Here is a 12,800-nt window from a genome sequence, read left to right as displayed (position 1 = left end):
TTAAGGGGACAATCATCATGCAAACTTTAAAAATTGGCACAACCGTTAAATTACCCCATCCCTATCTTGGTATCGCCGGGACCGTCATTGCTTTTTATCCAGCCAAACATCAATATTTAGTTCGCCTTGGTACTAACCAGCAATTGTATTTCAGTCCGGATGACCTTGTCATTTGGCAATCATAATTACATTAAGCCTTGCACTTAAAAAGTCTCGCACATTGACAATTGTCAATGTGCGGGACTTTTTAAGTTGTTCGATCAAATCAACAATCAGTACGAGTATTCAATATCGCTTATTTAACCCTTTGAAGCACCAAATTCAACTACTAGTACCTTTAAAAATTACAAAACTAACCAATTAAATCGCATAAAATTGCCTGCGCTATAAGTCAATCATCATACGCCACTGCCATTTTTAATGATCATCATTTAGATTTTTAAACCCCACTTGTTCCCTATCTGTGGATTAAACCCCACATTGTCCTAAGTTGATGTGGCACGTTTTTTTAAACCTGTTATTCTCATTAATACACATATGGGGATTTACTTTTGTACCAATTCAAATCAACATTAAAACAAAGGGGCAAACATTATGATGATTAAAGCAGAATGGGCGTATATGCGAAAGCACAAACTGATGATTATCGTGATGGCTATCATCATGTTTATACCATCAATCTATGCCGTCACGTTTCTTCGCTCCATGTGGGATCCATATGGGCGTTTAAATAACCTGCCAGTTGCCGTCGTCAATCACGATCAAACAGTCACTTATCAAGGCAAACGGCTCAGCGTTGGACGGAATTTGACGACTACCTTAAAAAAATCCGACGCCTTAAAGTTCAAGCAAGTCAGCGCTGACCAAGCTGCAGTTGGCTTAAAGAACGGCCATTATTACATGGTCCTAACGATTCCAAAAAGCTTCTCACGCCATGCAACCACCTTGCTTGACCAGCATCCGCAAGCCATGGTCTTACACTATGACACGAGTGCCGGCCATAACTTCGTTGCCAGTAAGATGGCGGACTCCGCGGTAACTTCTATCCGCACATCTGTGTCTCAGACTATCACGACCAGTTATGCTAAGACGATGTTTGCGGCCATCAAACAACTTGACAGCGGCCTTAAAACAGCAGCTACTAATAATCAGAAGCTAGCAACGGGCGGCAAGCAACTACAAACCGCCAATCAAAAAATTGCAACTAACCTAGACACCTTAGCCGCCAGCTCACTGAAATTAAAGCAGGGTAGTCAAACAATGACCGTTGGGTTAACCAAATATATCAACGGGGTCTCACAACTCCAAGCTGGCAATCAAAAAGTTGTCGCTGGTCTAACGCAGCTACTCGTTAAGAGCAACCAACTAGTTGCCGGAATAGCACAACTTAGTAATGGTGCTCAAACTTTGAATCAGGGCGTTGGCCAATACGTCACCGGCGTTCAACAAGTCAACACTGGGACAACTAGGGTCAACAGCGGTACTCACCAAGTTGCTAGTGGTACTCAGCAATTCAGCAGTGGGACGACGCAACTGGCGACTGGCACCCAACAATTCAGTACTGGCCTGAACACCTATGTCACTGGTGTCAATAAGGTCAACACTGGGGCTAACAGTCTTAGCCAAGGCGCTGATCAATTACAGTCACGAACGCAACGTCTAACTGGTGCAACTACCGCCCTAACCAACGGAGCAAGTCAGCTAAGCACCGGTATTCAGACGCTAGGGCAAGCTAGCACGACACTCACAACGGGCTTACAAAAACTGCAATCACAACTCAAACAACCTGAAGACAACCAAGCAGCAATCAATGCAACCGTGACAGCCATGAAAAAGCAAGCTGCCGGGACCAACCTAACAGCGGTCAAAACTGCCCTGAACACATTAACGACAGCCATTAAAACTAGCAACACCCTCCACGCAAGCGTGGCGGCAACGGCAGATAGTCAAAAATTAACGGCGGCCCAAAAATCGGCCATCTTGGCAACGGTCGACCAGTCAGCCAATAGCGATGCCATCAACGCGGCCCTAACTAGTTTGTCGACGGCCTTAACACAAGTCGATCAACCAACCGTAGACACCACCGCCCTGACTAAGGCGCTCAGTGCGTCCAATCAACAACAAACCGCCCTCGCCTCAACAGTGTCTCGGCTGACCGCTGGTGCACAATCACTAACGACGGGCCTTCAGACGACGGGCACGGCAGCTAACATGCTAAGTTCTAATTTAGCCCAGTTCAATGCCACGTTACCACAACTGACAACTGGAATTACCACGATTGCCACTGGTGCAACCAACTTAGCTAGTGGGACCAACACGCTCACCACCAACAGTCAGCAACTAACCCAGGGCTTCCAGACGCTCAACGCTAATACTAGTCTGCTCAATCAGAAGAGCCAACAGCTCGCAACCGGTGCTAACCAAGTCGCCGCTGGTACTCAGCAATTGGCCACCGGAACGAGTCAACTCAGTACTAAGGGCAACCAGTTAACCCAAGGTACTAGTCAAGTGGCAACGGGACTTCAAAATATCCAGTCCAACTTGCCAAGTTTAACCAATGGCGTTTCTCAACTAACAACGGGCAGTCAACGCGTTGCGACAGGTCTAACTCAACTCACCACTAGCGGCAGTGCCTTAACAGCTGGGAGCGCCCAACTCGCTAACGGTAACAATCAATTAGCATCAGGCGCACAACAACTAGCCAGTGGGGCTAACCAAGTCACGAGCGCTGGTAGCAAACTTCAAACTGGTAATCAAACTTTAGCAACCAAACTGGAAGCAACTGCCGACAAAGGTAAAATCAAACCATCCAAGCTGACGTATCAACAAGTTGCTAAACCAGTCACAACAACTCACACAGACCGTGATGACGTGCCAAATAATGGGACTGGTATGGCGCCTTATATGTTAAGTGTTTCGTTATTTGTTGGTGCCCTGGCTCTCAACATGATGTTTGATATGTATACCCCACGCAAGCATCCGAAGTCCGCACTCGACTGGTGGAGCAGTAAAGCCAGCATCATGCTTGTCTTCTCAATTATGGAAAGCAGTATCATGCTTGGTCTGATGATGCTGATCAATGGTCTCAGCCCGATTCACCCCTGGGCCACGTGGTTGCTACTCACACTGACGGCGCTACTCTTTATGACGATCGTCGCCTGGCTTAACTTAGTTCTCGGTAAGGCCGGGGCCTTCTTCAGCATGGTACTCTTGGTCCTACAACTCGGAGGCTCAGCCGGAACGTATCCAATTCAATTATCCGGCCACTTTTTCCAAGTTATTCATCCGTGGTTACCGATGAGCTATAGTGTGAATGGCTTACGGCAAACATTGATGACCGGTAATACCGCCCTACCTGAAATGGGTGTCTTAGGGCTGTTTCTGATCCTGTGCATTGCCTTAACGTGGTTATTCTTTATCCGTCGTTACCCCCGCCTCGCTCAGATCGACTTTGAAGACTCCGCAGCAGTCAAAGCAACGCAGAGTAAACTAGCAGCCCTTGTTCAGCGAAAAGCGCGGGCAAAATCAGCTGATCAGAATAAAAATTAGTCACACAAGTAACTAGTAACTTGCACCTCCTTAGTTATTTAGAATGGCACTTCCAAGCGACTTTCTCAACATCGAAGAAAGTCGCTTTTCTTGATCGTATCATCTAGACGACGTTCCATGCCAGGATAGCTTCTGACTAGCTTGATCACGTCAGACCTAGCAACAGCTAAACCACCAAGTGTATAGTGGCCATTGAAAATGGGCTTTATCGTGATTTGCACTGATGATCCCAGTGCAATCCAAGACTAAGTGACCACCAGCGACAATGTGGGCATCGGCGTCAGATGACGCTCAGAATTAATTCTGCGCCGTACTCGGTCGCGTTTGCTTCATATATCACTGATCACTGAAGACGCGTCTCACGCAATCTTCGCGCGCTGTTTGCTTGCAAAATTAAGTCAATATCCAAACAAAATTAATCATTATGATTCAGTAAATCGACACGGGTATGCTTTGATTAGACATAAACTTACGGTTAAATTAGATTGGTATATTGATTGAGTCAGCGTTTAATTTTGGCTATACTGAAAACAGTCAATTAATAAAGGAGTGCTAGTCGCATGATTAAAGAATTCAAAGAATTTATTGCCCGCGGTAACGTGATTGATTTGGCCGTTGGGGTTATTATTGGGTCCGCATTTACTGCCATCGTTAAATCGTTGACGGATAACTTAATTAATCCATTAATTGGGATTTTCTTAGGTAAAGTTGATTTATCGAACTTGAAAATCAGTATCGGTGATGCCACCTTCAAATACGGCTCATTTTTAAATGCCATCATTAATTTCTTCATTGTGGCGATTGTCGTTTTCATTCTGGTGAAAATTATTAATAAAGTCGTTAAAAATGAACCAGAAGAACCAGAGGAAGAAGAAGTCGATGTTTCCGCGCAATACTTGGAAGAAATTCGCGATTTATTAAAAGAACAGGCTAAAAAATAAGTGAAAATGGCCCCTAAGCAAATTTTTCATTAAAAGTCTATATGGTATTAAAACTTTTTTTGAGATACAATATATTGTGCAATTTTTTATAAAGAGGGGCTATCATGGTGATAATAACAGCAGGAATGATTGGGGTCGGCAAAACCACGTTAACGGGGTTAATTGCTGACCACCTTGGAACTAAGGCATTTTACGAACCGGTTGGCGACAACCCCGTATTGCCACTTTATTATTCGGATCCTAAGAATTACGGGTTCCTATTACAAATCTATTTCCTCAACAAACGTTTTGCAATGATCAAGAAGGCATTGGCCGACGATAACAACGTCCTCGACCGCTCCATCTATGAAGATGCCCTCTTCACCAAAGAAAACAACGCTGAAGGAAATATCTCTGATACTGAATTGAATGTTTACTTGCAACTACTAGATAATATGATGACCGAATTGACTGAACTACCTAAGAAGGCGCCAGACTTAATGGTCTACTCTGAAACTGACTTCGATACGATTCTTTACCGGATCAAGAAGCGCGGTCGGGACTACGAACAGTTCGATCACAATCCTGAACTGGAATCTTATTACTATAAGATGTGGACCGCTTATCGGAAATGGTACGATGAATACGATGCTAGTCCTAAAATGAAGATTGATTTACAGCATTTTGACTTAGAAAAGCCTGCTAACCAACAGGCCGTTCTTGCCCAAATTGATTCTGAATTAGGTAAGATTCGTAATCCAACCACCGTCTAATAGCCAGATTAAAAGAACGTGGGTCAAAAGGTTGCTGGCCAGCAACCCTTTTGACCCACGTTTCGATAATATTGATATAAAAATGGTGCCCAGTTTCTTAAGAACTCAAGAAACTGGGCACCATTAGTTTTTGTTCTAGACTGGTTTAATCAGCACTGGTTCACCCCACACTACTAGTCCACCCTATTAGGTTGCTGGCTCACCACCATAGTAGCAATTCTGGAGCTCATAACTGTAGCTAACCATTAGCCAAGCTTTGGCTAACTGTCAACCACATCCATATGATATTACATTGCCGCTCGCACTTGTTGTGCTAATTCAAAATTATTAGTAATCACGGCATTGACTGACGCCGCAAATAATTGTTGCATCACAGCTGGTTCATCAACCGTCCACACCCGTTCAGCAACGTGTTGGACCGGCTGGTAATGCTCAAGGTGGACACCTTCTAAGTGTTCATGGATTGCAAACTCATCTGGATTACCTAACCGTGCTGAAGTCAAAAAAGCATATTTTTGGCGCGCATCAATCGCATAGGCACGCTGCAAACTCTTCAAGTTAAATGATGAAAACACGACTGGATATACTAAGTCGGTTTGTTGAATCATCCGCAACACAATCCGTTCAATACCAACATAATAATGTCGGTCCGTCTTAAACTCCAAATTCAGGTGGACTGGCTCACCACTGACCAAATTCAAAAATTCTTGCAATGAGGGGACCGGTTCACCATTCGCCAAGGCATATCGGCGTAACTGCTTGAAAGTCAGATTGGCAATCGCCCCCTGACCATTAGTCGTTCGATCAAGCCACTCATCATGCATAATCACTGGCACTTGATCTTTAGTGAGGTGTACGTCAAACTCTAAACCATCGATATGATGACTGATAGCATAGGCAAACCCGGCCAATGAATTCTCAGGAAACTTTACTGGTACGCCCCGATGACCATAAATCAACGACATATTTGGCACAATTCTTCAACTCTTTCCAATTAATGACGACCGTTCGCACGGTTATTTGATTCTAACACTTTATTGTAGGTGTTTTCAGCTGTTTGCAACGCTTGCTGAATATCTTGCCCCGCAAAAATTTGTTGCATTGCATTTTGAATTGCCGTTCGTGCTGGCACCCAACCATCAACAAAGACACCAGAATTCGTATAATTAGGCCGTGTTCGTAACATTTGATTGCCAGACACTTCTAGTACTGGTGACTGCTTAAATAACTTTTTTAAAATTGGTTGTTCTTTGGCGCCCTTGTTAACCGCTAAATAACCTGTTTTGGCTTGCCAGTCCGCTTGCGTCCGAGCGCTAGCCAAAAACTTAGTAAATTCCCAAGCCCCGTCTTGAACCGCACTTGGTTTATCGTTGGCAATCCAGAGGGCCGCGCCACCGACCGCAATTCCATTAGCTTTCTGACCATTTGGCCGTGGAAAGTAGGTGACGCCCAGGTCATTTTTGAGCACCTGATATAATTGGCCAGTTTTGGCGGACGATTGCATGAAGATGCCTAAATGCCCAGCTAAAAAGGACGCTGCCTCATTGGCCGCAGCGTTACCACCAGAGCCAAAATTCATAAAGTCACCATAATCAATATTTTCTTTGACCCATTTCATAGCATTAATCGCGGCTGGACTCGTAAAATCGACCTTAGTAGCGTTGCCAGTATGACCATTATTATGATTGGCAACCGGAACGCCAGCGTTAGCCACTAATTGCTCAAACAGCCAAGAATAGGCCTCCATTGTCATCCCCTTCACCTTACCATGAGATTTGTCGTGAATTGCCTTGGCAACGCGTGTAATATCATCGTAAGTTGGATCCACTGGTGGTGGGGTAATCCCGTACTGCCGCAAGACGGCTTTATTATAGTAAAGGGCCGTTTGTGACGCGTTGAATGGCATAGCTAACAACTGACTATTACGCATGACAATCGCCTTAGCTCCCGGAATGATCTGATCAACATCATAGTGATCGCGATCCACAAATTTCTGCATGGGGGTCGTAAAACCACTATGATACATCTGACTAGTAGAAATATCCATTGATTGAAATAAGGCTGGTGACGCAGCGGTACCGTGTGTATTCAAAATCTTTTGAATGACGCCATTGTAACCACCCTCAAATTCAGCAACAACTTGATACTTAGATTGCTGTTGATTAAACGCTTTAACATACGCGTCAATGGCTTGTTGGCCAGGACCCTTCATTTCATGCCAGAAAACAACTTTGATGCGTCCACTATCAGCATTTACTTGCGTTCGATTATAAACGACCGCCCCCAATGCCAAAATAACAACCAGAATCCCTGCTAACCATTGCCATTTCCACTTAATTTTCATCATTTCACCGAACCTTCATTCAATCCAGACTTAAAATAATGTTGGCCCCAGAACAACACAATCAACGTAGGAATCACCACAATGGCGGCACTCGCCTGAACAAGTCCCCAATTAGTAGCCGTCTCTTCTGAATGAAGTTGCCGTAAGCCATCTTGCACTGGTCGTAGCCGATTTGAAAAAGTAGTCAGCATTGGCCATAGGTATTGATTCCAACTGCCTAAAAAGCTGTAGGCCGCTAATGTCAATAGACTGATACGTGAATATGGCATGGCAACACGACGATAAAATTGCCAGTGTGATAAACCGGCAACATCAGCAGCCTCCTTTAAATCCCACGGAATTTGCCGGAAGGCCTGCCGTAACATGAAAATGCCAAATGCCGAAGTTAGGAACGGAACGACCATCACCGCATAGTGGTCTAATAAGTGCATGGCCCGCACTGTGTGAAAATTCGGAATCACTTCTGCTTCAAATGGCAACATCATCGTTGCTAAGACTAGGTAAAACAACGCATCCCGGTATTTGAATTCTAAAAATACAAAGGTATACGCCGCAATTGATGCGAAAAACAAGTGGGCGACCATCTGGATCAAAGAAATCACCAAACTATTAAACAAATACCGTAAAATAGGCGTTTTAGTAAATGCATCTTGATAGTTCTGCCAAGAAAGCGTCCCGCTCAACGCCCCCTTCGCGATGGTCGTTGTCGGTAAAAAGCTCGTCCATAACCCTAAAATGAACGGTAGAATAATGATCAATCCGAGTACCGTCAATAAAATATATCTGAAGATGATCCCAAAACGACGCCGAATTAGTGCCTGAGTGGCAAGCGTATTTTCCATCAGTAGTTCACCCGCTTTGCTAAAAGTTTGAATTGGACCACTGTAATGGCTGCAATTATGACCGCTAGTATGATTGATTCAGTACTGGCAAGCGCATAGTTACCATCAACAAATGCATCTTGATAGATTCGATAAACTAATAAATTAGTCGCATCCGTTGGTCCACCAGCAGTCATCAGATCAATTAGTCCGAAACTCTTAAAGGCCGAAATCAGCGTAATCACCGCCACGAAAAAGAGGGTCGGTGAAATCATCGGTAACGTAATGTGAACGAATTGGTAACGCCGACTGGCCCCCGCAACGTCCGCTGCATCGTATAAGGTTTTTGGCACTGACTGTAAAGCACCGAAGAAGATCAAAAAAGTAAATCCCAAGTGCATCCAGACACTAGTCATAATAACGGCGACCATGGCCCAATGTGGCGACGTTAACCAGTTGACGGCCGGCAAGTGCAGCCAGACGGCAACTTTATTTAATAGTCCAATTGACGGGTTAAACATAAACAGCCAGAAAATCGCAGATACTGAGACCGAAACCCCCATCGTTGATGTAAAGATCGTCCGAAATAGTTCAATGCCCCGGATCTTTTGGTTAGCCGCCGCTGCCAATAATAAACCGACTACTAGCGTGAATCCGGTCACAGCCACAACATAGATGCCAGTAGCTTGTAAACTAGCTAAATAACTTTTCGTTGTTAACAAATCGAGGTAATTCTGCAGTCCAACAAAAACGGTTGGTTCACCAAAACTATTCGTCAAGAAGAAACTAAGGTACAGCGTGCGTAACATCGGATAAAAAACAAAGATACTGAGTACTAACAAAGATGGTCCTAGAAATAACCAAGTATAATATTTATCATTGCGTCTTAATTCAAAACCGATGACCTGATCAGTTGCTTGATCATTAGCATCCGGTTCTTTTGGGGGCCGTCGTTTAATTGACGGAAACGAATTGATCATTAGTCGCGCCCTCCTCTTCAGCAATTAGTTGTTCATGCTCATCAAAGATAAGAATTTTGCCCTGAGCACTTACTTGCACCCGTTGTTCAAGGGGGAATTGCACCTGACCAGATTGAACGATTCGTAAGGCTGTTCCGTTATCCGTCAGTACCTCAATAATCGTCAGCTCGCCCAATGTTTCAACGTTAGTTACTACTCCATTGCCGGCACCTGCAGCAACTGGTAGTGCCAGCAACTGATTGGGCCGAATACCAAGCGTGTAAGTACCAGCTGTGAGTGGCCGTTGCAAAGTCAGCTGAAAACCTGACGTAACTTGTAATTCCCGGGTTGTTTCAGTCGTTACTGGCAACAAATTAATCTGCGGGGTTCCAAAGAATTCAGCAACAAAATGGTTCGCAGGATGGTTATAAATATCCAGTGGCGTATCGATCTGCTGCACATGCTGTTCATGCAGCACCATCACGTGATCAGCCATTGTCATCGCTTCCGTCTGGTCATGAGTGACATAAATCAGTGTCAGGCCTAATTTACGTTGCAGCTCGCGGATTTCAGTGCGCATCCGGACTCGTAACTGCGCATCCAAGTTAGACAATGGCTCATCCATCAGACAGATTTTGGCATCACTAGCAATCGCCCGGGCGAGGGCAACTCGCTGTCGTTGACCACCAGATAACTCACGCGGCTTACGATTCCGGTAAGCCGTCAAGTCAACCAGCTTTAGAGCCTCGTTGACGCGCTGTTCGACTTCTACGACCGGCATCTTACGCGCTTGTAAACCAAAAGCAACGTTGGCCGCCACATCTAAAAATGGATACAAGGCGTAGCTCTGAAAAACCATCGCTAACTTACGATCTTTAGGCGGGACCGCGTTCATGATCTGACCGTCAATGGCCAGCTTACCACTCGTAATTGGAATGATACCGGCAATCATCCGTAGTAACGTACTTTTACCACAACCAGACGGTCCAACAATCACGAATAATTCCCCATCTTGAATTTCAGCGTTCACATCATGCAAAACTGGCTGCTCAGCCTTACCATACGTCTTTGTGATGCCCTGCAACTCAATTCCCATATCCATATCCCCTCGACCTTTTATTTGTAATTAATTGGATTACACTTAAATCATGCCAGATGAACGTATCGGAAACGTTGGCATAATGTAAAAATAACGTATGGGTTATGTATTTTTTTCATAAACAATTACAAAATGCCCGAAATAAAAAATAGTCGCATCAAGAATTTCGTGAATTCTTGACGCAACTATTTTGTTACTGGCCTAAAAGGGGCATCGGTCAGTTAATGGCACTAAATCTGAAAACAATCGGCGTTTTCAAATCCATACCAACGGCACGTTAAGGCCGGTTCAACTGTTACTGGTCTCGCACTATTTATGCCAATCACAGTCGCCGCGTTGAACGTTTCGGCAACGTCACTGGTCGCTGATTAGCATCCGTCCGTACGACCAGCGTATCACACGTGGCATTTCGAATCACATAAGCCGCGTTGGAGCCGATCAGCACCCGGGCCACGTTATTCAACCCCGTCGCACCCACAACGATCAGATCAGTACCATAGCGTTCTGGTAGCGTCGTCGCTAATAACAACTTAGAATTGCCCGAGTGTAGATGTACGCGCACATCGTTAACGCCCGCGGCTACTGCTTGTTGGCGCGCCTTGGCAAGATTCGCCTTAAGTCCTGACGTCAATTCATTCAATGATTGGGGGGTCGTCGCACCAAACCCCATTGGCCCCTGCGTAACACCAATAAACTTTTCAGTATTAATAACCGTCACAATATCCAGGGTAGCATTTTGTTCGACCGCGATCGTGATTGCCTTTGTTAACGCCAGTTGGGACTGGGGACTTGTATCGATGCCGACTAAAATTCGTTGAACCATCGTCATAACCATCACCCTCCATCATACAATCCTTATTTATCGGTTGCTAATACGGCAATTGACTCGGCATAGATGGCCATTGCAGCCATCAATTCGTCAATTGGTTGGAATTCATTGGCTTGGTGCATGGTGTCTTCGGTGTCTGGGAAGAGCGCTCCGAAGGCTACCCCCCGAGCCATCATCCGGCCATAAGTCCCACCACCAACAATTTGTGGTTGTGAGGCCGTGTCACCAGTTTGACGCCGGTAAACGTCCATCAAATCCTTGACGATTGGGTCTTCAGGGTCAACGTAATGTGGCACCATGAAGTCACCCTGCGTGACAGTGGCCCCAGCAGGTAACTGTGCTTGGACTTTTGCCGTCAAGTCTGCCGGTTCGATCCCCTTAGGATAACGGAAATTCAATGTTAGGTCGCCACCCTTTTGGTGGTCAAAGCTGAGTAACCCGACATTCATCGTCAAATCACCCATGACGTCATCCTTGTAAGCTAAGCCTAAGTGGTTGGCCCGTGAATCATCGTGGAGCTTGTTAGCCACGAAGTCCAAGAAAGCAGCGGCATCATCGGCAAATGCATAGTTGGTCAAAAACGTTGCGAGGTAGGTTCCGGCGTTGATCCCATTACGGGGTTCCATCCCATGAGCCGCCTTACCCACAACCTCCAGCTTAACGCCTTCAGGAACGACCGTTAATTCACCAGTAACGGGTTGTTGGTCCAAGAACGCTGTGAAGTCGGCCGCAAACTGCTCGTTGTCATCCGTTGCGACCACGGCTTCGGCATCACGCGGCACCATATTTTCACGCAAGCCAGAATCAAAGGAAACAAGGTTAAAGTCGCCATTATCTTCATGACCGAAGTGTAATTGCAGACTCACATTTCCCTTTTCACCATTGATCAACGGGAACATGGCGTCTGGCGAGAAGCCCAAGGTTGGCGCTGGTTCAACTTCAAAGTAACGTTTCATTCCAGTCCAATTACTTTCCTCATCAGTCCCAACGATAAAGCGAATCTTCTTATTGAGCTTCAAACCAAGTTCTTTAACGATCTTTAAGCCATAGTAAGCCGCCATTCCAGGGCCTTTGTCGTCGGAAACGCCGCGGGCATACATCTTACCATCTTTGATAGTTGGTTCAAAGGGGTCCGTATCCCAGCCATTACCAGCAGGCATCTCATCCACATGGGCTAAAATTGCTAAGGTTTCATCCCCCTCACCAATTTCAGCATAGCCGACCAAGTTATCGATATTCTTAGTCTTAAATCCATCACGTTCCGCAATCGCTAAAAACGTGGTTAACGCTTGCTTAGGACCTGGTCCTAACGGTGCGTCGTCCGTCGCCTGGCTATCGTCACGAAAGCTCGGCACGCGGAGCATGGTGGTTAAATCTGCTAGATAATCATCTTGATGCTTAGTTGCTTCATTTTTCCAATCAACTGACATGTTAAATTCCTCCCAGATATTGTTACCCTAATTTTAGCATAGCTGTCGTCAACTTAATAATCGTAAGTAACCGCTT

11 protein-coding genes are annotated in these 12,800 nt (G+C 45.3%); 4 read left to right on the top strand and 7 right to left on the bottom strand.

What is annotated here, in order from left to right; genetic code table 11:
• Nucleotides 1–17 precede the first annotated feature (17 nt).
• The 4 genes from RXV91_RS07380 to RXV91_RS07365 all read left to right on the top strand — a co-directional run bounded on the left by RXV91_RS07380 (nucleotide 18) and on the right by RXV91_RS07365 (nucleotide 5,242).
• Entirely contained in the window at nucleotides 18–185 is a 168-nt protein-coding gene (locus tag RXV91_RS07380) for a hypothetical protein (RefSeq protein ID WP_316439347.1), read from the top strand.
• A 412-nt stretch (nucleotides 186–597) separates the two neighbouring features.
• Nucleotides 598–3,549 (top strand): YhgE/Pip domain-containing protein, encoded by a 2,952-nt coding sequence (locus RXV91_RS07375; protein WP_316439529.1) that lies wholly within the window; start codon nucleotides 598–600, stop codon nucleotides 3,547–3,549.
• Nucleotides 3,550–4,109: 560 nt separating this feature from the next.
• On the top strand, nucleotides 4,110–4,490 hold the full coding sequence (gene mscL / locus RXV91_RS07370) for a large-conductance mechanosensitive channel protein MscL (protein WP_021731317.1): 381 nt from the start codon (nucleotides 4,110–4,112) through the stop codon (nucleotides 4,488–4,490).
• Nucleotides 4,491–4,594: 104 nt separating this feature from the next.
• Nucleotides 4,595–5,242 carry a deoxynucleoside kinase gene (locus tag RXV91_RS07365; RefSeq protein ID WP_021731316.1) on the top strand — a complete coding sequence of 216 codons (648 nt, stop codon included), beginning with the start codon at nucleotides 4,595–4,597 and terminating at the stop codon, nucleotides 5,240–5,242.
• Nucleotides 5,243–5,529: 287 nt separating this feature from the next.
• Here the strand turns inward: RXV91_RS07365 and RXV91_RS07360 are convergent, their stop codons facing one another.
• The 7 genes from RXV91_RS07360 to pepV form a co-directional block, all read right to left on the bottom strand.
• Complete coding sequence (locus RXV91_RS07360) at nucleotides 5,530–6,216, bottom strand: glycerophosphodiester phosphodiesterase family protein (protein WP_033609428.1); 687 nt, start codon at nucleotides 6,214–6,216, stop codon at nucleotides 5,530–5,532.
• A 20-nt stretch (nucleotides 6,217–6,236) separates the two neighbouring features.
• Nucleotides 6,237–7,589 carry an extracellular solute-binding protein gene (locus RXV91_RS07355; RefSeq protein ID WP_316439345.1) on the bottom strand — a complete coding sequence of 451 codons (1,353 nt, stop codon included), beginning with the start codon at nucleotides 7,587–7,589 and terminating at the stop codon, nucleotides 6,237–6,239.
• Nucleotides 7,586–8,428, bottom strand: a complete 843-nt coding sequence (locus RXV91_RS07350) for a carbohydrate ABC transporter permease (RefSeq protein ID WP_316439344.1) — start codon at nucleotides 8,426–8,428, stop codon at nucleotides 7,586–7,588. Before RXV91_RS07350 ends, RXV91_RS07355 begins: the two co-directional genes overlap by 4 nt.
• Nucleotides 8,428–9,387 carry a sugar ABC transporter permease gene (locus RXV91_RS07345; protein ID WP_316439343.1) on the bottom strand — a complete coding sequence of 320 codons (960 nt, stop codon included), beginning with the start codon at nucleotides 9,385–9,387 and terminating at the stop codon, nucleotides 8,428–8,430. Before RXV91_RS07345 ends, RXV91_RS07350 begins: the two co-directional genes overlap by 1 nt.
• Nucleotides 9,362–10,462, bottom strand: a complete 1,101-nt coding sequence (locus tag RXV91_RS07340; protein ID WP_316439528.1) for an ABC transporter ATP-binding protein — start codon at nucleotides 10,460–10,462, stop codon at nucleotides 9,362–9,364. Before RXV91_RS07340 ends, RXV91_RS07345 begins: the two co-directional genes overlap by 26 nt.
• A 325-nt stretch (nucleotides 10,463–10,787) precedes the next feature.
• On the bottom strand, nucleotides 10,788–11,294 hold the full coding sequence (locus RXV91_RS07335; protein ID WP_316439342.1) for a universal stress protein: 507 nt from the start codon (nucleotides 11,292–11,294) through the stop codon (nucleotides 10,788–10,790).
• A 26-nt stretch (nucleotides 11,295–11,320) separates the two neighbouring features.
• A complete protein-coding gene (gene pepV / locus RXV91_RS07330; RefSeq protein ID WP_316439341.1) occupies nucleotides 11,321–12,724 on the bottom strand; it encodes a dipeptidase PepV in 1,404 nt (467 codons plus the stop codon).
• Nucleotides 12,725–12,800: the final 76 nt, after the last annotated feature.

The sequence above is a fragment of the Lactiplantibacillus sp. DA1 genome, from assembly GCF_032681335.1.
Taxonomy (GTDB): Bacteria; Bacillota; Bacilli; order Lactobacillales; family Lactobacillaceae; genus Lactiplantibacillus.
The sequence above is the reverse complement of the archived record's forward strand: the minus strand, read 5'-3'. Positions and strand labels throughout refer to the sequence as shown.